Here is a 22,496-nt window from a genome sequence, read left to right as displayed (position 1 = left end):
TCCACGCTACCACCGGGAATGTTGCGCCGATGCCTGCACCGGCGCGCCACATCGTTGCATTGCCGGCCAGCGGCCGGCACTACCGGGTTCAGCGGTTGCGCAGCGCGTGTACCGCCGGCGCCACCTGGGCCTGGCGACCCAGCTCCAGACCCACCTGGTCCAGTGCATCGGCCAGTGCATCAGCAGCATCATCGCGCAGCGTGGCATGACCGACCTTGCGGCCCTCACGCGACTCCTTGCCGTAGTCGTGCCAGTGGCCGCTGGCCTGGGCCAGCACCGGCGCCGGGTCCGGCATCGCGCCCAGCCAGTTCAGCATGCAGGCATGGCCTAGCATGCGGGTGCTGCCCAGCGGCAGGCCCAGCACGGCGCGCAGGTGATTCTCGAACTGCGAGGTCTCGCTGCCTTCGATGGTCCAGTGGCCGGAGTTGTGCACGCGCGGCGCCATCTCGTTGGCCAACAGCTCGCCATCGCGGCAGAACAGCTCCAGCGCGAACACGCCGACATACTGCAGGTGCTCGGCGACGCGACGGGCATAGCCGATCGCGGCCTCGTGCTCGGCGGCCGACAACACGGCCGGCGCCACGCTGGCCGACAGCACGCCGTCGACGTGCCAGTTGCCGGTGACCGGCCAGGCCTCGAAGCTGCCATCGCGGCCACGCACGGCAACCACGCTGACCTCCCGCTGGAAGGCCACGAAGCCCTCCAGGATCAGACCAGTACGCTCGACCTGCGCACCCAGCGCATCCCATGCGGCATCGATGTCGGCCTCGCTGCGCAGGCGGAACTGACCCTTGCCGTCGTAACCGAGGCGGCGGGTCTTGAGGATGCACGGCAGACCGAACTCGGCAGCCTTCGCCGCCAACTCGTCACGGCTGCGGATGTCAGCGAAGGCCGGCAGCGGAATGCCCAGCTGCTGGAACAAGGTCTTCTCGCTCAACCGGTCCTGGGCCACGGCCAGTGCGGCCGGCGGCGGGTAGACCGGCACGCGGTCGGCCAGGAACTGCGCGCTGTCGGCCGGCACGTTCTCGAAATCGAACGTGACCACGTCGACCTTGGCCGCGAAATCCGCCAGCGCCTGACGGTCATCGAAGGCACCGACGGTGAGCGGCGCCAGCGGGCCGCTGCAGGCGTCGGCTGCGGGGTCGTACAGTTCGAAGCGCAATCCCAGCGGCGCACCGGCCAGTACCATCATGCGGGCGAGCTGGCCGCCACCCAGGATGCCTACGGTCAGGCTCATTGGCGTGGATCGTCGTGGGCCATCACGTCTTCGGTCTGGCGTGCGCGGAACGCGTCGAGCGCCTGGCCGATCGCCGGCTGGTCACTGGCCAGCATTGCGGCGGCGAACAGCGCGGCGTTGGAGGCGCCGGCATTGCCGATGGCGAAGGTGGCGACCGGGATGCCGGCTGGCATCTGCACGATCGACAGCAGCGAATCCATGCCGTTGAGGGCCTTGGACTGCACCGGCACGCCCAGCACCGGCACGGCGGTCTTGGCGGCGATCATGCCCGGCAGGTGCGCGGCCCCGCCGGCACCGGCGATGATCGCGCGCAGGCCACGCGGGCCCGCCTGCTCGGCGTAACTGAACAACACATCCGGCGTCCGATGCGCGGACACTACCTTCACTTCGAACGGAACACCCAGAGCTTCAAGCTTCTGGGCGGCGTGCTGCATGGTTTCCCAGTCGGAACGGGAACCCATGACGATGCCGACAAGCGGCGCGATCGGGTTGGGGGTCATTGGCCGTCACCTGCCTTAAAGACGTATTCTAGCCATCTTCCACGCAAGACGAAGAACCATGGATCGCAAGCTGCTCGACCTGCTGGTGTCACCGGACACCCGCCAGCCCCTGTCCCTGCTGGATGGCAAGGGCCTGGAAGCCCTCAACAAGGCCATTTCCGCCGGCGCGGTGAACAAGGCCGATGGCAACCCGCTGGCGCAGCCGCTGCGCGAAGCGCTGGTCACCCGCGACCGCAAGCAGGTGTTCCGCGTTGACGACGGCATCCCGGTGCTGCTGGCCGAGGAAGCCATCTCGACCGCCCAGATCGCCGACTTCCCGGCCGCATGAGCGCGCTGCCGACGCCGGATGCGGCCGTTGTCGCCGCCGATGTCGCGCGTGCGCTGGCCGAGGACCTGGGCAGCGGCGACGTCACCGCCGCCCTGCTGCCCGACCAGGCCGACAGCGCCTACCTGCTGTGCAAGCAGGACGGGGTGATCGCCGGCCGCCCCTGGTTCGACGCCACCCATCGCGCGCTCGACCCGGACGTGCGCATCGAATGGCATGTCTCCGAGGGCGACACGGTCACCGCCGGCACCGTACTGGCGCTGCTGCACGGGCGCAGCCGCAGCCTGGTGAGCGCCGAGCGCACTTCGCTGAACTTCCTGCAGACGCTGTCCGGCACCGCCACGACCACCGCGCGCTACGTGGCGGCCGTGGCCGGCACCGGCACGCGCATCCTCGACACCCGCAAGACCCTGCCCGGCCTGCGCCTGGCGCAGAAGTACGCGGTGCGCTGCGGCGGTGGAGAGAACCATCGTTTCGGCCTGTACGACACGGTGATGCTGAAGGAAAACCACATCCGCGCTGCCGGTTCACTGGCCGCAGCCGTGGCTGCCGCACGCCGGCAATGGCCTGGGTTGCCGCTGGTGGTCGAGGTCGAGGATCTTGCGCAGCTGCGCCAGGCGCTGGAAGCTGGTTGCGAACGCATCCTGCTGGATGACTTCAGCCCCGACCTGCGCCGCGAGGCGGTGCGCATCACGGCGGGCCGCATTCCGCTGGAAGTGTCCGGCAGCGTGGGCCTGGGTGGCCTGCGTTCGATCGCCGAGGACGGCGTCGACTGCATCTCCATTGGCGGCCTGACCAAGCACGTGCAGGCGATTGATCTGTCGCTGAAGCTGGGCCCGCCGCCGGGCTGAGGCCTGACCCGGTTCTCACACCCGGCGTTCACGACAGCGCTGCGACGCTGCGGTCATCCCCCACAGGAGCCGCGCATGCGCCGGATGCTCTTGCCTGCCTGCCTGCTGCTGGCCGCAGCCCCCTTGTCCGCAGCGGCCGCCGAAGCCTGCGATGTGCCGCCCCGCTTCGGCCTGAGCCCGTTGGCGGTGGCCATCCGCAATACCGCCTGCAACGAGCACCGGCTGTGGTTCCGGCCCTTCATTGATCGCGATGGCCGCGCCGCCAGCCTCAGTGTCACCGAGGCCGAAAGCGATCACCTGGCCGACAACGGCCTGATCGCTTGGCAGCGCGTGGCCGGCTACTGGCGCAACAGCGGCACGCTCAACGCAATGGGCAGCATCGCCGGCGCCAGCAGCTGCCTGGCACCGCTGGGTACGCGCTACACCGACAGCGACTGCCGCGCCTTCCTGGTCGACAACCCGTGGTCAGCCGCGTTCATTTCCTGGGTGATGGTGCAGTCCGGCGTTCCTGGCTTCAACACCTCGCCACGCCACATCGACTACATCCGTGCCGCGTACCAGGGCGGCCCCTCGGGCGTGCCGTACCGGTTGGTCGATCCCGCGTCCGCAAAACCCGCACCGGGCGACCTGCTGTGCTTCCTGCGCGACCGCAGCACCACGCTCAGCTACAGCGGGCTGGTGCAGGCACTGGGCAATGGCTCGGTGGGCCACTGGAAATCACATTGCGAAGTGGTGGTAGCGGCCAATCTTGGCGGCGACCAGACCCTGTACCTGGTCGGTGGCAACGTGATGAACACCGTGGCGATGCGGCTGCTGCCGCTGGACCGCACCGGGCTGATCAAGCTGCCGCCCGCGCGCGAACGCAACAGCACCGGCATCGACCCCAGCTGCACGCCGGGCCGCGAGGACGAATGCAGCTTCAACCGGCAGGACTGGGCAGCACTGCTGCAGTTGACCGCCACATCACCGCTGGTGATGCCCTCGCCCACTGCGACGCCGATGCAGCCCGCCCCGACACCGCAACCGGTCATCGTGCCCGCGCAACCGGTATCCAGCGAACCGCAGCCGCGGCGGTGAATCCAGCGCTTGATCCAGCGCTCGTTCGCCGCCATCTTTGCGGAATCGACCTCTGACGGCTGACGCCATGCCCACCCTGCTGCTGTTGCTGATTGCCGGCGGAATCATCTACTTCTTCTGGAACGCTGCGCGTTCGGCCGCCGAGCGCGCGGTCGAGCTGGGACGCAATGCCTGCCGCGCAGCCGACGTGCAATGGCTGGACCAGGCGGTGCATGCCACCGGCCTGCGCCTGTCGCGCGGCGAGGATGGCCGGCTCGGTTTCGAGCGCACGTTCAAGTTCGAGTATTCCTACGATGGCATCGATCGCCACGTGGGCCGCATGGTGCTGCGCGGCGACCAGTTGATCTCGTTCACTGGCCCGGGCGCGGCGCGGATCAGCCAGATCCGGCCGGATGCGGAGGATGCCGAGGATGTCTAAGGGCTTTGAGTGCCGACCAACGGTCGGCACCCACCGGTAAATCCTGTAAAGGAAAACGCCGCCCATCGGGGCGGCGTCAGAGGGATTACTTGACCACGCGCAGGTTCGGGCGACCCTTGGGCGGCGGACTCGCCGGCGGGGTATCGTCCGGCGGCGTGCCTTCCTCGTGCAGCAGTTCGTCGCTGGTCGGCGCAGTTTCGCTGCCCGGAATGTCATCCGGCAGTGCCATGCCCTGCCCGGTCTCGCGGGCATAGACGGCCAGCACGGCACTGATCGGCACCTGCACCGGGTAGCTGGTGCCGGAGAAGCGCGCCGAGAAGCTCACCATCTCGTTGTCGATCATCAGCCGCACGACAGCGCGTTCGGCGATGTTGAGCACAACCCGGCCATCCTTGACCGCCGAAGGCGGGACCTGCACGCCGGGGACGCCGGCGTCGACCAGGATGTGCGGAGTCAGCTGGTTGTCGTTGATCCATTCCACCAGCGCCCGCAGCAGGTACGGGCGGTGGCTGGTCATGTGGAAGAAGTCTTCGGTCATGCGTGAAGTGTACGCGCCCGGCGCCCCGCCGGGGCAGATCGTCTGCACGCCGGTCGGCGTGCAGACGGGTAAAGCAAGACGGGATCAGCCCGGCAGATCGCGCAGCTTCTTTTCCTGGTCGGTCAGGCTGCGGACAAAACCCGGATGGCGGAAGATGCGGTTGCCGTAGTCTTCAATCGCCTTGCCGTCCTTCGGCAGCGGCACATCCAGCGACTGCAGGCGCCAGATGATCGGCGCCATCGCGCAGTCGGCCAGGCTCATTTCCGGGTTGAGGAAGAACTTGCTGGCCTTGAACAGCGGCAGCGAGGCCGTCAGCAGTTCTTTCAGGCGCTTGCGACCGGCCTCGGCCTGGGTCTTGTTGCCCAGCTGGATGGCCTGCACCTGCGGCACCCAGTCGTGCTCGATGCGCAGCATGGCCAACCGGATGCGGGCACGCGACAGCGGATCGACCGGCATCAGCGGCGGATGCGGATAGCGCTCATCGAGGTATTCGCTGACCACCGACGCGGCGTAAAGCACCAGTTCGCGTTCGACCAGGGTCGGCACCGAGTGGTACGGATTGAGGTCGATCAGGTCTTCAGGCGGGTTCTGTGGATCGACCGGAACGAAGTCGAAGGTCACACCCTTGGCCGCCAGCACCAGGCGTACACGGTGGCACAGTACGTCGTCGTTCGAGGAAAACAGCGTCAGTGTATTGCGCATGCGTACGCTCGCCGCCATCAAAGGCTCTCCCACGACAGGAGACCGCCTGCCGCATCGGCGCCGCCGGCACCGTGCCAGCGATCGACTCCTCCCCGAGTGTGCAACCGACCATCACAAAAGCCAATAGGCCCGTGTGATGGTCGGCGGCAGATTCAGTGAACGTCCTTCCAGTATTCCTTCTTCAGCAGGTACAGCAGGAAGGTCAGCAGGGCCAGGAACAGGATCACCCACACGCCCAGCTGCTGGCGCTTGAGCGCGGCCGGTTCGCCGGCGTATTCGAGGAAGTTGGTGATGTCACGCACGGCCTGGTCGTACTGTCCGGCATCGACGTTGCCTGGCGTTTCCAGGCGCAGGCCGGTCACCGGCGGGTCCATGCCCGGCGCCTCCGGCTTGCCATGCACGGCATGCTGCAGGCCCTGCATTTCCCACAGCGGGTTGGGCATGGACGCGTTGGCGAACAGCGCGTTGTTCCAGCCCAGCGGCCGGCTGCTGTCCAGGTAGAACGACTTGAGGTAGGTGTAGACCCAGTCACTACCGCGCACGCGCGCGATCAGGCTGAGGTCCGGCGGCATCTTGCCGAACCACTTCTCGGCATTCTCCTTGGGCATCGCCACCGGAATCGGGTCACCGATCGCCGAGCCGGTGAAGTTGAGGTTGTTCATCACCTCTTCCTCGGTCAGGCCCAGATCCTGCGCCATCCGCGAATAGCGCAGGTACTTCAGCGCATGGCAGCCGGAGCAGTAGTTCATGTACAGCTGCGCGCCGCGCTGCAGCGAGGCGCGGTCACCGAGATCGTTGCCGGCCTGCAGCAGCTTGGTGCCGCCCTCGGCGGCGGAGGCCAGGAAACTGCCCAGCATCAAGGCGGCCGTCAGGGCCAGCCGGACCATCCAGCGTTCAGTCATGGGTGGTCACCCTCTCCGGTACCGGCTTGGTCCTGTCCAACCTTGTCCATAGCGGCATGGTGATGAAGAACGCGAAGTACAGGAAGGTCAGCACCCGCCCGATGTAGGTCTCGTGCACGTCGGTGCCTGGGCCGGAACCGATCACGCCCAGCCAGACGAAGCACACCGCCAGTACGCCCAGCATCACCTTCGAGATCCAGCCGCGGTAGCGCACCGATTTCACCTTCGCCTTGTCCAGCCACGGCACCAGGAACAGGATCGCGATGGCCGAGAACATCACGAGCACGCCGCCCAGCTTGTTCGGCACCACGCGCAACATTGCGTAGTACGGCGTGTAGTACCAGACCGGCTTGATGTGCTCCGGGGTCACCAGGCGGTTGGCCTCGGTGAAGTTGTCGTGCTCCAGGAACAGGCCGCCGAAACCGGGCGCGAAGAAGATGATGAAGGCGGCGATGATCAGCAGGAAGCCGGCGCCGACACCGTCCTTGAGCGTGTAGTACGGGTGGAACGGGATGCCGTCGGCCGGCGCGTTCGGCGACCAGCGGTTGCCCTTCGGCCCCTTCTTGATCTCCACGCCATCGGGATTGTTCGAACCCACTTCGTGCAGCGCGCCCAGATGCAGCACCACCAGCAGCAACAGCACCAGCGGCAATGCGATGACATGCAGCGCGAAGAAGCGGTTGAGCGTGGCGTCACTGGGCAGGTAGTCGCCCATGATCCACTCGGTCAGGCCGTTGCCGATCACCGGTATGGCGCCGAACAGCGAGATGATCACCTTGGCGCCCCAGAACGACATCTGGCCCCACGGCAGCACGTAGCCCATGAACGCTTCGGCCATCAGTACCAGGTAGATCAGCATGCCCAGGATCCACACCAGCTCGCGCGGCTTCTGGTAACTGCCGTACAGCAGGCCGCGGAACATGTGCAGGTAGACCACGATGAAGAACAGCGAGGCCCCGGTGGAGTGCATGTAGCGGATCAGCCAGCCCCACTCCACATCACGCATGATGTATTCGATGGAACCGAACGCCTCGGCGGCGTTGGTCTTGTAGTGCATCGTCAGGAAGATGCCGGTGACGATCTGGTTGACCAGCACCAGCAGCGCCAGCGAACCGAAGTAGTACCAGATGTTGAAGTTCTTCGGCGCGTAGTACTCGCTGACGTGCTTGCGGTACACCGGCATCAGGCCCGGTGCCCGGGCATTGACCCAGTCGGCCACGCCGCTGGCGGTACGGCTGAGGATATTGGCCATCAGGCAGCCCCCTGCGGATCGACACCGATGATGATGGTGTTGTCGTCCTGGTAGTGGTGCGCGGGCACCTTCAGGTTGATCGGCGCCGGCACGTCCTTGAAGACGCGGCCGGACATATCGAAGCGCGACTTGTGGCAGGGGCAGAAGTAGCCGCCCTTCCACTGCGGGTCGTAGGGTTCAGGCCGGATCTCGGCGACCATTTCCGGCGAGCAGCCCAGGTGCGTGCACAGGCCGACCAGCACGGAGATGTCCGGCTTGATCGAGCGCAGCTCGGGGTTCTGCTTCAGCACGTACTCCGGCTGCTGGTCCTTCTCGCCGGACTCGGGGTCCTTGAGACGGCCATCCAGCCCGTGCAGCGCATCGAGGATCGCCTTGGACCGTTTGACGATCCAGATCGGCTGGCCACGCCATTCCACGATCAGGCGTTGGCCTTCCTGCAGGGCACTGATGTCGGCCACCACCGGTGCGCCGGCAAGCTTGGCGCGGGCACTGGGGTTCCAGGATTTGATGAAAGGAACTGCGGTGAATCCGACGCCGACGGCGCCCACCACGGCTGTGGTGGCAGAAAGAAAACGCCGACGTCCGGTGTTGACTGGATCATGTACCCCATCGTTGGCCATCCGGCACTCCGATATTGATTAGGTAGCTTTAAGGCTGCCAGCGGATCCGGTGGGGGCCAGAGCCGCATTGAATCACGGTCGAGTGTAGCGGAACCGTCGCGCGCCACACAACGCATTGCAACAACATTGATTGCGGGGTTGCCGGCCAGCGGCCGGTCGGTACCGGCCATTGCCCAGGGGTTGCCGGCCAGCGGCCGGCACTACTGGTGCGTCAATGCGGTGCGGTAACGCTCGGCCAGCTGCCCGACCCGGCGCACGTAGTACTGGGTTTCGCTGTAGGGCGGTACGCCACCGTGGCGGTCGACCGCGCCTTCGCCAGCGTTGTAGCCAGCTGCGGCAAGGGTCAGATCGCCATTGAAGCGCTTCAACAACCACGCAAGATACTGCACGCCGCCACGGATGTTCTGCCCGGCATCGTAGGAATCACTGACACCGAAGCGCGCGGCGGTTGGCGGCATCAGCTGCATCAGGCCCTGCGCACCCGCGCGGCTGAGCGCGGTCGGGTTGTAGGCCGACTCGGCGTGGATGATCGCGCGCACCACAGCCTCTTCCACGCCGAACTCGCGCGCGGCCGAGGTGATCTCGGCCTGGAAGGCCGAGGTGTTCAGGCGCACGGTGCCGAAGTCCACGCGTGGATTGACCCCGCACGCGTAGCAGCGCTCCATGAAGCTGTAGCGGATGGTCCGCACCGGGCCGAGGTTGGCCACCTGGGTCGGGCGCGCACTGGTGTAGTGGCGCACGCCGTCCTTCATGAAGGAATAGACCTGGCCGCTGACCATGCGTCCGGCGCGCGGGGCGACCGGCTGTGCTGGAGCAGCTGCGGGCGCGGATGCAGGTGTCGGCGCGGCCGCTGCCGGCGTTGCGGCGCTCGCGGCAACGGCCACCGGATTGCGTTCAATGCTGGCCACCGCGGTCGGCGTCGGCCTTGGCGCGGCCACCACCGGGCGCGGCGCCGGACGGGTGTCGCGGCTGTAGCTGATGGTGCTGCAGCGCGCACCGGCCACCCGCTTGCTCACATAACTGGTGACGCCGTCAGGGCCCTGGCACTTGTACAGGGTTCCGGCGCTGGCCGGCGCAGCGGTCAGCGCACCGATGATGATCGCCGTTGTCCCCAGTATCCCCTTCATGGCGGCGAGTGTCCCAGCTTCGCCGGGGCTTGCCAAGCGATGTGGCTCAGCCTGTGACCGGCGGCACAGCCAGCACCCGGCCCAGCCCGGCCAAGCGCTGGGCCAGTTCGTCGCGCAGGCCCGGCGGCGTGGTCCACAGCGCCACCGGCACGCGGTCCAGGCTCAGGATCTGCGCCAGCATCATGCCCCGGCTCTCAGCGCCCATGCGCAGCAGGCAGTGCTCGGCGCCGTCCGCCTCCAGCACCCCGCACCAGGGCGGAATGCGACCTTCCAGCTCGGCGCGACTGCCAGCCAGACGGACGATGGCCTGCAGCGCGAACGGGGCCTGGCTGACCGCCTGCCGCACCATCACATCCGGCGGCGCCGGGGTGCGCCGGTGCATGCCCGGCTCGGAGCACTCACGCACCGCGCCCATCCGGTCCACGCGCAGGGTGCGCCAGTCCTGCCGGCCCAGATCCCAGGCCAGCAGGTACCAGCGCCGCCCGTAGTTGACCAGGTGCTGGGCCTCGACCTCGCGCTGGGTGACGGCCTCCTGTGCGCTGCGGTATTCGAAGGCCAGCCGTGACGCCTGCCGGCAGTACTGAGCCAGCCGCCCGAGCACGCGCGCATCGGTGGACGGAAGATCAGACAGGGTGGCCGTCGCTGCATGCACCTCGCCGGCCTGCTGGCGACGACGGGTCGGCACCAGCGGGTCGAGCTTGGACAGCAGGCCGCGCGCGGTGTCGTCAATGCCGGCGACGGTGGCCGAGGCCGCGCGCAGGGCGATGGCCAGGGTGGTCGCCTCTTCCTCATCCAACAGCATGGGAAGTACGGGTGCCCCTGCCCCCAGCTGGTAGCCGCCGCCAACCCCGGATGAGGCCTGCACCGGATAGCCCAGTTCGCGCAGGCGCTCGATGTCACGGCGGATACTGCGCCGGTCCACGCCCATGCGCTCGGCCAACTCGGCCCCGGACCACTGGCGACGGGCCTGCAGCAGGGCGATCAGGCGCAACAGTCGATGGGCGGTATGGCGCATGGAGGATCGAGGACAGAAGTCGTCCGCAATAGTGCCCCAGGATGAGCTCCAGTTCACCACCCACCGCAAGGAGCAATGCCATGACATCCCGCCAGATCACCCTGTACCACGCCGCCCGTTCACGCTCGAGCGGCGCCGTGGCCCTGCTCGAAGCGCTGGGTGCCGACTACCGCATGCAGGTGCTGGACCTGAAGGCCGGCGCCAACCTGGCCCCGGCCTACCTGGCCATCAACCCGATGGGCAAGGTGCCGGCCATCGTCCACAACGGCGCACTGGTGACCGAACAGGTGGCGATCTACCTGTACCTGGCCGACCTGTACCCGGAAGCCGGGCTGGCCCCGCCGATCGGCGACGCCCTGCGCGGCCCCTACCTGCGCTGGATGGCCTTCTACGGCGCCTGTTTCGAACCGGCGATGATCGACAAGGCAATGCACCGCGAGCCGCCGCCGCGCCTGATGTCGCCCTACAACGACGCGGAGACGGTGCTGCAGGTGATCGAAGCCCAGCTGGCACAGGGGCCGTACCTGCTCGGCGAGACGATGAGCGCCGCCGACGTGCTGTGGGGCAATGCGCTGGCCTGGACCACCGCCTTCGGCCTGGTGCAGCCAGCGCCGGCCACGGCTGACTACATCGCGCGAATGAGTGCGATGACCGCCTTTGACCGTTCGCGGCAGATCGATGCGGAGCTGGCAGCGGCCTGAGGCGTGCCGACGGGCGCGGCCGGGCGCTACCGGGGGGACGGCCCCGGAATTCCAGTAGATCCACGCCATGCGTGGATGACCCGCCCGCCGTGCCTGCGGGACGGAAAGCAGCCTGGCATGGCCTGGCTCTACTGGGCCGGCGCACGCGCTGGGATGCGGGTAGAATTGCCCGCTTTCCCGCCACCCGAATGGATTAAGCGCCATGACCGGGACGCCAGACGTCTTTCCGCCCGCCACGCCGGGCGGTACCCCGCTCGTTGCCCTGCCCGCCGGTCCGCGCAAGCCCGACCAGGTGAAAGGCAAGCTGTACATCAAGACCCACGGTTGCCAGATGAACGAGTACGACTCGGCCAAGATGGCCGACGTGCTTGCCGCCAGCGATGGCCTGGAACTGACCGACAGCCCGGACGACGCCGACGTCATCCTGGTCAATACCTGCTCCATCCGCGAGAAGGCGCAGGAGAAGGTGTTCAGCCAGCTGGGCGTGTGGAAGGGCCTGAAGAACAAGGGCCGCGAGGTCATCATCGGCGTGGGTGGCTGCGTCGCTTCGCAGGAAGGCGAGGCAATCATCAAGCGCGCGCCGTTCGTCGACCTGGTGTTCGGCCCGCAGACCCTGCACCGCCTGCCGGAACTGATCCGTGCACGGCGCGAGCAGAAGCGCCCGCAGGTGGACATCAGCTTCCCCGAGATCGAGAAGTTCGACCGCCTGCCGGAACCGCGCGCCGAAGGCGCTTCGGCCTTCGTCTCGATCATGGAAGGCTGTTCCAAGTACTGCTCGTTCTGCGTGGTGCCCTACACCCGCGGTACCGAAGTCAGCCGCCCGTTCGAGGACGTGGTGGTGGAGGTGGCGCAGCTGGCTGCACAGGGCGTGCGTGAGATCAACCTGCTCGGCCAGAACGTCAATGCCTACCGCGGCCCGTATGGCGACGGCGAGTTCGCCGACCTCGGCCTGCTGATCCGCACCATCGCCGAGATCGGCGGCGTCGGCCGCATCCGCTTCACCACCTCGCACCCGCTGGAGTTCAGCGATTCGCTGATCGACGCGTTCCGCGACGTGCCGCAGCTGGCCAACTTCCTGCACCTGCCGGTGCAGGCCGGCAGCGACCGCGTACTGTCGGCGATGAAGCGCGGCTACACCGCACTGGAATTCAAGTCGAAGATCCGCAAGCTGCGCGCGGTGCGCCCGGACATCTCGATCAGCTCGGACTTCATCGTCGGCTTCCCCGGCGAGACCGATGCCGATTTCGAGAAGACCATGAAGCTGATCGAGGACATCGGCTTCGACCACAGCTTCTCCTTCATCTATTCGCGTCGCCCGGGTACACCGGCTGCGGATCTGGAGGACACGATCAGCGATGCCGAGAAGCACGCGCGCCTGTCGCGCCTGCAGGAACGCATCAATGCGCATGCCGCCGGCATCTCCGAGAAGATGGTCGGTACCGTGCAGACCGTGCTGGTGGAAGGCCCTTCGCGCAAGAACCCGAACGAGCTGACCGGCAAGACCGAGAACATGCGTTCGGTGAACTTCCCGGCGCCGGCACGATTGATCGGCCAGTTCGTGGACGTGGTGATCACCGAAGCGCTGACCAATTCGCTGCGCGCGCGCGTGGTGGCGGAATAAGGTTAGGGTGTGCCGACCAACGGTCGGCACCCGCCGGAGTTGATGCCGGCCAGCGGCCGGCACTACCGGATGGCATGCCCTAATCCAACCGTTTGCGGAAGCGCAGGATCGCCAGGGTCATCATCACCACGATGAAGGCCAGCAGCGCCAGTGCATCGTGCCACAGCTCCCACAGCGAGGCGCCGCGCAGCATGATGCCGCGCACCAGGCGCAGGAAGTGGGTCAGCGGCAGCACTTCGGCCAGCCACTGCACCGGCCGTGGCATGCCGGCGAACGGGAACATGAAGCCCGACAGCAGGATCGACGGCAGGAACAGGAACAGCGTCATCTGCATCGCCTGGAACTGCGAGCGCGCGCGCGTGGAGATCAGCAGGCCCAGCGCCAGGTTGGCCAGCACCAGCAGCACCGCGGCCAGATAGATGTCCAGCAGGCTGCCGCGGATCGGCACCTGGAACAGCCAGGTGCCCAGCACCAATACCAGCGTGGTCTGCAGCAGACCGATAGCCGCATAGGGCAGCACCTTGCCGACCATCAGTTCGCTGCGCGACACCGGCGTGGCGATCAGCAGCTCCATGTTGCCGCGCTCGCGTTCACGCACCACCGCCACCGCCGTGAACATCACCAGGGTCATGGTCAGGATCACCCCGATCAGGCCTGGCACGATGTTCACCGCCGAACGCCGCTGCGGGTTGTAGAAGCTGGTCACGCTGATTGGACCACTGGCGATGCTGCCTTCGCGCAGCGGCCGCGTGTTGCTGGTCGGTCGCATCTCCAGCGGCACCTGCGCCAGCTGGATCGCCGCGCTCTGCACCACGGTGTCGCTGCCATCAACCAGCACCTGCACCGCCTCGCGTCCATCGAAGCGACGGCGCTCGAAGTCGGCCGGCACCACGATGCCGACACTGATCTCGCCACGCCGCAGCGCCTGCATCAACTGGTCGGGCGTATAGGCTTCGCTGCGCGGCGTGATCACGCCGGTGGCGACCATGTCCTGCACCAGCGCGCGTGACGCCGCACTGTTGGCCTGGTCGGCGACACCGGCGTCGAGGTGGCGCAGGTTGAGATTGATCGCGTAGCCGAACAGCAGCAGCTGCATCACCGGAATGCCGACGATCATCGCCAGCGTGATGCGGTCGCGGCGCAGCTGGCGCAATTCCTTGAGCATGATCGCCCACAGCCGGCGCAGGTTCATGCCGCTGGCTCCCGGCCACGGCCGCGGGTGGCGGCGACGAAGACGTCTTCCAGGTTCGGCGCCACCGCCTCAATGCGGGCCTGCGGATCGGCGCTGGCCAGCGCGCGCCGCAACGCTGGCGTATCGGCGGCCGCCTCGCTGCACAGCACGCGCAGCTGCGTGCCGATCTGTGCCACGCTCAGCACGCCGGGCAGCTCAGACAACGCGCGGCTGGCCTGCCGCGGCTGCGCCGACGTGACCTGCAACGTGCGGCCGTCCAGCTGTGCACACAGTTCGGCCGGCGTGCCATCGGCGACCAGCGCGCCTCGATCGAGGATCGCCAGCCGGTGGCAGCGCTCGGCTTCGTCCATGTAGTGGGTCGATACCAGCACGGTGGTACCGGCGTCGGCAAGTTCAAACAGGGCCTCCCAGAAATCGCGGCGTGACTCCGGGTCGACCGCGCTGGTCGGCTCGTCCAGGAACAACAGCTCGGGCGCGTGCACGACGGCGCCGGCCAGCGCCAGGCGCTGCTTCTGGCCACCACTGAGGGTGCCGGCCAGCTGCGGCTGCCGGTCCAGGAGACGGTACTGCTGCAGCAGTTCGTCGACCCGCTGCCGGGCCTGCGTACGCGGCAGGTCCTGGATGGCGGCGAGGAATTCCAGGTTCTCGCGCACCGAAAGGTCTTCATACAACGAGAAACGCTGGGTCATGTAGCCGATGCGTCGGCGCAGCGCTTCGGCCTGCTCGGGAACCGCCAACCCCAGCACCTCGATCTGCCCTGCGCTGGGTTCCAGCAGGCCGCACAGCATGCGGATGGTGGTCGACTTGCCAGACCCGTTCGGGCCCAGAAAACCGTATACCTGTCCGCGCGGTACGGTCAGGTCGACGTTGTCCACGGCCAGCAGCTCGCCGAAGCGGCGGGTCAGGCCCTGCGCATGCACCGCGATGTCCGCACCGGTGTTCAGAAGCGCACCTGTACCGGAAGACCCGCTGGCAGTTTCTGCATGTCGCTGTTCCCGTCCACTTCAATCTCGGCCAGATAGCTCAGCCGTTCGACGTCATCGCCGGTCAGTGCGTAGTACGGCGTGAACGATGGTTCGCTACGGACCGCACGTACATGCCCCTTCAGCACGGTGTTGCCGCCTTCCAGCTGTATCTGCGCGGCCTGCCCGACCTTGACCTGCAGACGCAGCGGTTGCGGCAGGTAGACGCGCGCATAGGGGCGCTCGCCGACCAGCATCACTGCCAGCGGCGCACCGATCGGTGCCTGGTCACCCTGCCGGTAGGGCAATGCATCGACTACCCCGTCGCGCGGTGCACGCAACTGCAGCTTCTGCAGGTTCACGCTCTGTACCACCTGCTGTGCCCGTGCGGCATCGGCGGCCGCCTGGCCCTGGGCGATATCCTGCACACGGCTGCCGTGCACCCGCTCCAGCCAGGCCTGCTCGGCAGCACGCACGCTGGCTTCGGCATTGCCGGCGGCGGCGCGTGCTCGATCCAGTTCAGCGGCGGCAATCAAGCGCTGCTGTGCCAACGGCTGGACCCGTCGGTAATAGGCACTTGCTTCGGCAGCCTGTGCGCGCAACGCGGCCAGTTGTGCCTGGGCCTGAGCGATCTGCTCCTGGCGTGGGCCGATCTGCAGTTCTTCCAGCTGCGCCTGCGCACGCGCCGTATCAGCCTGCGCTGCGGCGAACTGCGCGTCTCCCCGCGCCGGGTCCAGCTGCATCAGCACGGTCCCGGCCTTGACCTGCTGGCCCTCGCGCACCTCCACCGTGGCGATCACTTCGGCCGCCGGTGCCGGCACCGTGATCCGGTCCCACTCCAGCGTGCCCAGCGCAGTCGGCGTTGACTGCCCACACCCCACCAGCAGGCCGATGCCCGCCAGTCCGATTCCACGCATCCCGTTGCCGATGCCCATGCCATCCCCTCCTGCGACGGCGACACGGTGCCATGTGCCCCGTGCACCCTCAATGATTCCAATCAGCCCTGACGGTTTTTTCACCACGCGTGGGCAAGCCTTTTGCTGCAAGGCTCCGCACCACCTATCCACAGGTTGATTCGGCATCATTCCACAACCGTTGTGGAAATCCGGCAGGACCCGGCGCTGTTGCTCGCCCGGCAACGAAACCTGCACTGCCATCACGATGAATGCCCCCCGTGCAGGCGCCCCGTGGCAGTGCTGCCGTAGCGACCGGCGACCATGACGCTTTTTTCACCAGGACCTCATGGGCCTTGTGGCACAAGCATTGCGAAGGTCTATCCACAGGTTTCCGCGTGCCCCGTCCACACCGGGTGTGGAAAACGCTGTATCGACCGTCTGCTGGCCGTGTGCCCCGCACGCGCGCTACCCTTGTCCTCCCTGAATACACTGCGGTGGAAGGCGTCCGCCCCACCCCAAGCAATGAAAAGCATCGATCATCGAGACTTCACCCTGTCGCCGGAAGACAACGAGCGACTGGCCAACCTGTGCGGCCCCTTCGACGGGCACCTGCGCCAGATCGAGCTGAAGCTCGGCGTGGAGATCGCAAATCGTGGCTTCGTGTTCCGCATCAGCGGCCCCAACGAAGCCATCGTCGAGGCGCAGAAGCTGGTTGAAGCGCTGTACGCCGAAGCCGGCGAAACGACCTTCGACAACCACGCCATCCACCTGCGCCTGGCGCAGGCCAATGTCGAGCAGATCGCCGAGCGCTCCTACGAAGCGCAGGAGGTTGCGATCAAGGTCAAGCGCGGCACAGTGCGCGGCCGCGGCGCCAACCAGGGCCGTTACCTGCACCAGATCGCCACCCACGACATCAACTTCGGCATCGGCCCGGCCGGCACCGGCAAGACTTTCCTGGCCGTGGCCAGCGCGGTCGAAGCCCTGAATGAATCGCGGGTGCAGCGCCTGATCCTGGTGCGCCCGGCGGTGGAGGCCGGCGAGAAGCTTGGCTTCCTGCCCGGCGACCTGAGCCAGAAGGTCGATCCCTACCTGCGACCGCTGTACGACGCCCTGTACGAGATGATGGGCGTGGAAAAGGTGGTCAAGCTGCTGGAGAAGAACGTCATCGAGATCGCGCCGCTGGCCTACATGCGCGGCCGCACGCTCAACGATGCGTTCGTGATCCTGGACGAAGCACAGAACACCACCATCGAGCAGATGAAGATGTTCCTGACCCGCCTGGGCTACGGTTCCACTGCGGTGGTCACCGGTGACCTGACCCAGACCGACCTGCCCAAGCACGTGAAGTCCGGCCTGCGCGACGCCATCGACGTGCTGCGTGAGGTCGAGGGCGTCAGCTTCACCTTCTTCGAATCCCGTGATGTGGTCCGCCACCCGCTGGTCGCGCGCATCGTGAGCGCGTACGACCGCCGCGACCTGCATCAGATCCAACCTGGAGCAACTCCATGACCCGTGGTCCCGTGCGATTGGACGTCGCCGTCAGCTATGCCCTGCCGCGCGCCGGCCTGCCGGCGGCAGTGAGCTTCCGCAAGTGGGTGGCCGCCGCGTTGAAGGGCCGCATCCGCGAGGCCGATCTGGCCATCCGCGTGGTCGATGCCAAGGAAGGACAGTCGTTGAACCGCCATTACCGCGGCAAGGACTACGCCACCAACGTGCTCAGCTTCCCGGCCGAAGTGCCCGAAGGCCTGCCCAAGGGCGTCAAATTCCCGCTGCTGGGTGACCTGGTGATCTGTGCTCCGGTCGTGGCACGGGAGGCCGACGAACAGAGCAAGGCGCTCAATGCCCATTACGCGCATCTGACCGTGCACGGCGTGCTGCACCTGCTCGGCTGGGACCACGAGGACGACAAGGAAGCCGAGGCGATGGAGCAGCTGGAGCGGGAAATCCTGGCCGAGCTGGGCATCGACGATCCATACGCGGGCGAGCGCTGAGCGGGCCACCGCCCGTCGCCAGGAACACGAGAGGAACAAGGATGACCTCGGGAAACAGCTCAATGATGTTTGTGATCGGCGCCACTTTGTTCGCCATGCTGCTGGTGCTGGGCGCGTATGCCGTGCGCCGCATCAGCGCCCACGAACCCAGCGGCAGGCACTGGCTGCTGCGCAGCCTGGCCCTGCTCTCGCCCGTGTGCCTGCTGGCCGGGCTGGCGATCGGCATGATCGGCCCGCACCTCAGCGGACGGTTGGAACCGGCCCATCTCCCCGGTCTGCTTGAAACGTCGATGGTGCTGACGCTGGTGGGTGCACTGACCCTTCCGCTCCTGTGGCGGATGATCGTGCACCGCCGCCTGGGCCGCTCCGTGAACGCACTCCCGTTCTTCCACGCCAGCCGTACCTCGCTGCTGGTGCTGTTCTTGCTGGCTGTGATCTACATGAAAGTGGGCAGGACCGCCGCAGCGGAACTGATGCCCTGGCTGACCAGCCCGGGCCTATGGCCGGCGGTGGCGCGCATCGCGGGGCAATCGATGCAGGTCGCCATGCTTGCGGTCGTGCTGACCCTCTCACTGATGGTCGTGCGGCGTGCGATGACTGGTTTCCTGCGCCTTCTCACCGGGCTGTTCAGGCGCTCGCCGGGGCTATGATGGCGGCCCTTCGCCTGCGGAAACCGACCGTGTCACTGCGCTGCTGCCTGCCCCTGCTCTGTGCCCTCGCCGCTCCCGCCGCCTTCGCCACCAGCCTGGACCTGCCGGCCCTGATCGAATGCCGCCAGGGCGTGGCCGAGCAGGCCGCGCTGGCGCCGCTGCTGGCCGATCCGCTGAAGGCCGTGGCCCAGGGCCTGCAGCCGCTGCCGCAGGGCAACCAGTTCATGAGCGAGTTCCGGCTGGCCAGCCCGATCACCGTCTTCGGCCAACAGACCGAGCGGGTGGCGGTGGCCGGCGCCAGCATCATGGCGGTGCTCGACCAGGCCGACCCACGCCCGCTGGCCAAACGGCTGGAATTGGAGACCGGTTACGACCAGGACGGCAAGTTCATGGCCGGTCGCGAACTGGTCAGCCGCGACGTGACCGACCCGAAGACCGGCGAGGCCCAGATCGAGTCGATCATCCTCAGCGTCTCCACCGTGGCCTCCCACCCCGGCAAGACCCTGGCCGGCTGCACCTACAGCCTGGACCTGCCCGAGGAGGAGCCGGCCCCGGCCGCCCCAACCCCGGCCACCGGCAGTCACTGACAGGCCGTCACATCCTGCTAGACTTGGGTCAACGCCCGGCCTGCCGGGTGCCTTTTTTCCAGAGATGTCAGAAGACGACAGTAGTAGCTCCCCTGCGGAGCACAGTGAAAAGAAGCGCGGCTGGCTTGAACGCCTGACCTCCGCCTTCTCCGGCGAACCCCATACCCGCGACGAGCTGGTCGCTGTCCTGCACACCGCGCAGGAAGAGGGTCTGATCGCCGCCGATACCCTGAAGATGATGGAAGGCGCCATTTCGGTGGCCGAGCTGACCGTGGGCGACGTGATGATTTCGCGCTCGCAGATGGTCTCGCTGCCGGTTGAAGCGCCCTTCCTGGAACTGATGAAGCAGGTGGTCGAATCCGGCCATTCGCGCTTCCCGGTACACGGCGAGAACAAGGACGACATCCTTGGCATCCTGTTGGCAAAGGACCTGCTGCGCGGCGTGGTTGCCGACAACGGCCCGGCCAACGTGCGCGAGCTGCTGCGCCCGGCGGTGCTGATCCCGGAAGCGAAGAAGCTCAACGTGCTGCTGAAGGAATTCCGCCTGTCGCGCAACCACATGGCCATCGTGGTGGACGAGTACGGCGGTGTCGCCGGCCTGGTCACCATCGAGGACGTGCTGGAACAGATCGTCGGCGAGATCGACGATGAGCATGACGAGGCTGAAGATCCCTCGGCGCAGATCGCCATCCAGTCCGACGGCCAGTACGTGGTCGACGCGCTGACCCCGATCGGCGACTTCAACGAGCGCTTCGGCGCGACGTTCTCCGACGAGGACTACGACACCATCGGCGGCCTGGTCACCGAGGCCGTGGGCCATCTGCCGGAAGTCGGTGACGAGCTGGCGCTGGATCGCTTCATGTTCCGCGTGGCCCGCGCCGATGCGCGCCGGGTACAGGCCTTCCACGTGACCGTGCTGCCGCCGGACGCGCAGGACGACGCTTGAAGCGCCGCGGCCTGATCCTCATGGTGTGGCTGGCACTGTGCGTGCTGGCCATGGCCCTGCCGCTGGCCGCCTTCGCGCAGCCGGTCGCAGCCACACCTGCCGTACCCGCGACCAACGCTGAAGCCCCTGCCCCGCGCATCGGCGTGGTGACCATGCAGCCGGGCACCGTGTTCTTCGAACGCTTCGGCCACGACGCCATCGTCGTGGTCGATCCGGTCAGCGGCGAGGCAACCTCGTACAACTTCGGCTACTTCGATCCGTCCGAGGACGATTTCATCAGCCGCTTCGCACGCGGCGACATGATGTATTACCTGGTGGCGCTGCCGTTGCAGCAGGACCTGTCCTACTACGACGAGACCGGCCGTGGCGCCAGCGTGCAGTGGCTGGACCTGCGCCCGGACCAGGCGCGTGCGCTGGCCGCCGACCTGGCCGAGCGGGCCAAGCCGGAAAACGCGCGCTACCACTACGATTACTACACCGCCAACTGCGCCACGATGGTGCGCGACACGGTGGACAAGGCATTGGGTGGCGGCCTGCAGTCGCAGCTGTCGGGGCGCTCGCGCGGCAACACCTACCGCAGTGAATCGGTCCGCCTGGCGTCGCCGGCACCGTGGATGTGGCTGGGCTTCGATGTCGGCCTTGGGCCGTTCGCCGACCAGCCGCTGTCGCGCTGGCAGGAAGCGTTCGTCCCGATGCGCCTGGCCGATGCCCTGCGCCAGGCACGCAACAGCGATGGCCGGCCGCTGGTGCAGTCCGAACAGGAACTGTTGCCGCACCGCATCGATCCGGAGCCGAAGGAGTTCGCACGCCGCTGGTGGCCGTGGCTGCTGTGCGGCCTGGTGATCGCCGCTGGCGTGCTGGCACTGCGCAACCGCCCGCGCCTGCTGGCCGGGCTGGCCCTGCCGTTCTGGCTGCTGTGCGCCCTGTTTGGTGGCGTGCTGGTGTTCCTGTGGGGCTTCAGCATCCACTACGCCGCGTGGGCCAATCGCAACCTGCTGCTGCTTTCGCCGCTGGCCGTGCTGCTGTTGCCGGGTGCAATCGCCCTGCTGCGTCGTCGCGTGCCGGGCCGCATGTTCAGGATCGTGCTGTGGCTGCTGGCGGTACAGGCGGTGGCCGCGCTGGTACTGCACTGGCTGAGCCTGCAGGCACAGTACAACGTGCAGTGGATCGTGCTGCTGCTGCCCGTCCACGTCGCGCTGGCATGGGTGCTGGGGCGTACTCCTCACTTGTCCAAAACACAGCCCTGACGCACGATGGCGGGCATGTCATTGCCCGCCTCTGCTGCCGCGCCCGCCTCGGCCAACCCCGCCTGCGTCATCAACTGCGTCCACTACGATGACGAGGGCAAACGCCACGACATCACCCTGGATGCCATCAGCGATGTCATTGCCAGTGGCAACGGCTTCGTCTGGGTCGGCCTGTACGACCCCAACGACGATGTGCTGTTGAAACTGCAGGAAGAGTTCTGCCTGCACGACCTGGCCATCGAGGATGCGCGCAACGCGCACCAGCGGCCCAAGGTCGAGACCTACGGCAATTCGATGTTCGTGGTGGTGACCACCGCGCAGATGGTCGACGAGCGCATCCAGTACGGCGAAACCCATGCCTTCCTCGGCCCGCGCTTCCTGGTGACGGTACGCCATGGCGCGTCGCTGTCCTATGCCCCGGTGCGTGCGCGGGTGGAACGCGAGCCGCAGCTGCTGAAGATGGGCCCGTCGTACTGCCTGTACGCGGTGACCGACTTCGTGGTCGACAACTACCTGCCGATCGTGCACCGCTTCCGCGACACCCTGGAGCTGCTGGAGAAGGACATCTTCGCCGACACCTACAAGCGCAGCACGGTGGTGCGGCTGTACGAGCTCAAGCGCGAGCTGAACAAGATGCGGATGGCGGTGGCGCCGCTGCAGGATGTGCTGGCGCAGCTGCGCCGCTACCAGGGCGAGCTGATCCCCGACGAAGTGAAGCTGTACATCCGCGACGTCCACGACCACGCAGTACGCATCAGCGATGTGATCGACACCCTGCGTGAGATGCTCGGCACCGCGCTGAGCGTGAACCTGTCGCTGGTGACGCTGGCGCAGGGCGAGACGGTCAAGCGGCTGGGTGCATGGGCCGCGCTGCTGGCTGCGCCGACGCTGATCACCAGCTGGTACGGCATGAACTTCAGCCACATGCCGGAGTTGAGCGAGCCGTGGTCGTACCCGCTGATGATCGTGGGCGTGGGCGGTGTGTGCGTGGGGCTGTACCGGTTGTTCAAGCGCGCGAAGTGGTTGTAGGGCGTATCGACCAACGGTCGATACCCACCGCGCAGGTAGGCCACGACCGTTGGCCGTGGCGCATGACCCGCCTTCTGTAGAGTCGAGCCATGCTCGACTTGCTATACGAC

At 67.1% G+C, this 22,496-nt stretch carries 25 protein-coding genes; 13 read left to right on the top strand and 12 right to left on the bottom strand.

What is annotated here, in order from left to right; translation table 11 throughout:
- Positions 1-88: 88 nt before the first annotated feature.
- Positions 89-1,237: a 5-(carboxyamino)imidazole ribonucleotide synthase gene (locus tag ACZK13_RS07035; RefSeq protein ID WP_478482397.1), complete on the bottom strand. Its 1,149-nt coding sequence runs from the start codon at positions 1,235-1,237 to the stop codon at positions 89-91.
- Entirely contained in the window at positions 1,234-1,737 is a 504-nt protein-coding gene (gene purE, locus ACZK13_RS07030) for a 5-(carboxyamino)imidazole ribonucleotide mutase (RefSeq protein ID WP_005412808.1), read from the bottom strand. Before purE ends, ACZK13_RS07035 begins: the two co-directional genes overlap by 4 nt.
- 58 nt (positions 1,738-1,795) lie before the next feature.
- Between purE and ACZK13_RS07025 the strand changes: the two genes are divergently transcribed.
- From ACZK13_RS07025 to ACZK13_RS07010, 4 genes are all read left to right on the top strand, one after another.
- On the top strand, positions 1,796-2,065 hold the full coding sequence (locus ACZK13_RS07025; RefSeq protein WP_049455526.1) for a Trm112 family protein: 270 nt from the start codon (positions 1,796-1,798) through the stop codon (positions 2,063-2,065).
- Positions 2,062-2,913 carry a carboxylating nicotinate-nucleotide diphosphorylase gene (gene nadC / locus ACZK13_RS07020; protein WP_049463565.1) on the top strand — a complete coding sequence of 284 codons (852 nt, stop codon included), beginning with the start codon at positions 2,062-2,064 and terminating at the stop codon, positions 2,911-2,913. Before ACZK13_RS07025 ends, nadC begins: the two co-directional genes overlap by 4 nt.
- A 75-nt stretch (positions 2,914-2,988) precedes the next feature.
- Positions 2,989-3,990, top strand: a complete 1,002-nt coding sequence (locus ACZK13_RS07015; protein ID WP_164079885.1) for a DUF2272 domain-containing protein — start codon at positions 2,989-2,991, stop codon at positions 3,988-3,990.
- A gap of 67 nt (positions 3,991-4,057) precedes the next feature.
- Positions 4,058-4,408, top strand: a complete 351-nt coding sequence (locus ACZK13_RS07010) for a DUF3301 domain-containing protein (protein ID WP_049423257.1) — start codon at positions 4,058-4,060, stop codon at positions 4,406-4,408.
- Positions 4,409-4,493: 85 nt separating this feature from the next.
- On the opposite strand, the gene ACZK13_RS07005 is transcribed toward ACZK13_RS07010, so the two are convergent.
- The 7 genes from ACZK13_RS07005 to ACZK13_RS06975 all read right to left on the bottom strand — a co-directional run bounded on the left by ACZK13_RS07005 (position 4,494) and on the right by ACZK13_RS06975 (position 10,564).
- Positions 4,494-4,946 (bottom strand): ClpXP protease specificity-enhancing factor, encoded by a 453-nt coding sequence (locus ACZK13_RS07005; RefSeq protein WP_019659028.1) that lies wholly within the window; start codon positions 4,944-4,946, stop codon positions 4,494-4,496.
- An 84-nt stretch (positions 4,947-5,030) separates the two neighbouring features.
- Entirely contained in the window at positions 5,031-5,666 is a 636-nt protein-coding gene (locus tag ACZK13_RS07000) for a glutathione S-transferase N-terminal domain-containing protein (protein ID WP_032128879.1), read from the bottom strand.
- 134 nt (positions 5,667-5,800) lie between these two features.
- Positions 5,801-6,550, bottom strand: coding sequence for a cytochrome c1 (locus ACZK13_RS06995; RefSeq protein ID WP_032128878.1), 750 nt, complete (start codon positions 6,548-6,550; stop codon positions 5,801-5,803).
- Positions 6,543-7,802, bottom strand: a complete 1,260-nt coding sequence (locus ACZK13_RS06990) for a cytochrome b (RefSeq protein WP_032128877.1) — start codon at positions 7,800-7,802, stop codon at positions 6,543-6,545. The genes ACZK13_RS06995 and ACZK13_RS06990 overlap by 8 nt, the downstream gene beginning before the upstream one ends.
- Positions 7,802-8,422, bottom strand: a complete 621-nt coding sequence (petA, locus tag ACZK13_RS06985; RefSeq protein ID WP_010486121.1) for a ubiquinol-cytochrome c reductase iron-sulfur subunit — start codon at positions 8,420-8,422, stop codon at positions 7,802-7,804. The genes ACZK13_RS06990 and petA overlap by 1 nt, the downstream gene beginning before the upstream one ends.
- 200 nt (positions 8,423-8,622) lie before the next feature.
- Entirely contained in the window at positions 8,623-9,549 is a 927-nt protein-coding gene (locus ACZK13_RS06980) for a lytic transglycosylase domain-containing protein (RefSeq protein ID WP_478482396.1), read from the bottom strand.
- A 46-nt stretch (positions 9,550-9,595) separates the two neighbouring features.
- Complete coding sequence (locus ACZK13_RS06975; RefSeq protein WP_478476715.1) at positions 9,596-10,564, bottom strand: helix-turn-helix transcriptional regulator; 969 nt, start codon at positions 10,562-10,564, stop codon at positions 9,596-9,598.
- An 80-nt stretch (positions 10,565-10,644) separates the two neighbouring features.
- On the opposite strand from ACZK13_RS06975, the gene ACZK13_RS06970 reads away from it, so the two are divergent.
- Together ACZK13_RS06970 and miaB are read left to right on the top strand one after the other, a co-directional pair.
- Positions 10,645-11,265 carry a glutathione S-transferase family protein gene (locus tag ACZK13_RS06970; RefSeq protein ID WP_012510589.1) on the top strand — a complete coding sequence of 207 codons (621 nt, stop codon included), beginning with the start codon at positions 10,645-10,647 and terminating at the stop codon, positions 11,263-11,265.
- Positions 11,266-11,467: 202 nt separating this feature from the next.
- Positions 11,468-12,886, top strand: a complete 1,419-nt coding sequence (miaB, locus tag ACZK13_RS06965) for a tRNA (N6-isopentenyl adenosine(37)-C2)-methylthiotransferase MiaB (RefSeq protein WP_478482395.1) — start codon at positions 11,468-11,470, stop codon at positions 12,884-12,886.
- Between the two features lie 79 nt (positions 12,887-12,965).
- Here miaB and ACZK13_RS06960 read toward each other — a convergent pair whose 3' ends face one another.
- Genes ACZK13_RS06960 through ACZK13_RS06950 form a run of 3 tightly spaced genes read right to left on the bottom strand, consistent with a single transcriptional unit; the run spans position 12,966 to position 15,975 of the window.
- Positions 12,966-14,078, bottom strand: coding sequence for an ABC transporter permease (locus tag ACZK13_RS06960; RefSeq protein ID WP_478482394.1), 1,113 nt, complete (start codon positions 14,076-14,078; stop codon positions 12,966-12,968).
- Entirely contained in the window at positions 14,075-14,998 is a 924-nt protein-coding gene (locus tag ACZK13_RS06955; RefSeq protein ID WP_478482393.1) for an ABC transporter ATP-binding protein, read from the bottom strand. The genes ACZK13_RS06960 and ACZK13_RS06955 overlap by 4 nt, the downstream gene beginning before the upstream one ends.
- A gap of 20 nt (positions 14,999-15,018) precedes the next feature.
- Positions 15,019-15,975, bottom strand: a complete 957-nt coding sequence (locus ACZK13_RS06950) for an HlyD family secretion protein (RefSeq protein ID WP_478482392.1) — start codon at positions 15,973-15,975, stop codon at positions 15,019-15,021.
- A gap of 483 nt (positions 15,976-16,458) precedes the next feature.
- Here ACZK13_RS06950 and ACZK13_RS06945 point away from each other — a divergent pair, with 483 nt between their 5' ends.
- From ACZK13_RS06945 to ACZK13_RS06915, 7 genes are all read left to right on the top strand, one after another.
- Positions 16,459-17,445 carry a PhoH family protein gene (locus tag ACZK13_RS06945; protein ID WP_019337148.1) on the top strand — a complete coding sequence of 329 codons (987 nt, stop codon included), beginning with the start codon at positions 16,459-16,461 and terminating at the stop codon, positions 17,443-17,445.
- Positions 17,442-17,927, top strand: coding sequence for an rRNA maturation RNase YbeY (gene ybeY / locus ACZK13_RS06940; protein ID WP_049399905.1), 486 nt, complete (start codon positions 17,442-17,444; stop codon positions 17,925-17,927). The genes ACZK13_RS06945 and ybeY overlap by 4 nt, the downstream gene beginning before the upstream one ends.
- Positions 17,928-17,968: 41 nt before the next feature.
- Positions 17,969-18,577, top strand: coding sequence for a hypothetical protein (locus ACZK13_RS06935; protein ID WP_253143294.1), 609 nt, complete (start codon positions 17,969-17,971; stop codon positions 18,575-18,577).
- The gene (locus ACZK13_RS06930; RefSeq protein ID WP_180837464.1) at positions 18,577-19,164 is read left to right on the top strand and encodes a hypothetical protein; all 588 of its coding nucleotides are present in this window, start codon (positions 18,577-18,579) and stop codon (positions 19,162-19,164) included. The genes ACZK13_RS06935 and ACZK13_RS06930 overlap by 1 nt, the downstream gene beginning before the upstream one ends.
- Before the next feature lie 64 nt (positions 19,165-19,228).
- On the top strand, positions 19,229-20,110 hold the full coding sequence (locus ACZK13_RS06925; protein WP_005408827.1) for an HlyC/CorC family transporter: 882 nt from the start codon (positions 19,229-19,231) through the stop codon (positions 20,108-20,110).
- The gene (locus ACZK13_RS06920) at positions 20,107-21,357 is read left to right on the top strand and encodes a lipoprotein N-acyltransferase Lnb domain-containing protein (protein ID WP_478482391.1); all 1,251 of its coding nucleotides are present in this window, start codon (positions 20,107-20,109) and stop codon (positions 21,355-21,357) included. Before ACZK13_RS06925 ends, ACZK13_RS06920 begins: the two co-directional genes overlap by 4 nt.
- Positions 21,358-21,363: 6 nt before the next feature.
- A complete protein-coding gene (locus ACZK13_RS06915) occupies positions 21,364-22,386 on the top strand; it encodes a magnesium and cobalt transport protein CorA (protein WP_012510579.1) in 1,023 nt (340 codons plus the stop codon).
- The last annotated feature ends 110 nt before the right edge of the window (positions 22,387-22,496 follow it).

Source organism: Stenotrophomonas sp. 99219_Sma (assembly GCF_056480785.1).
This window is presented reverse-complemented; position numbering and strand designations above follow the sequence as displayed.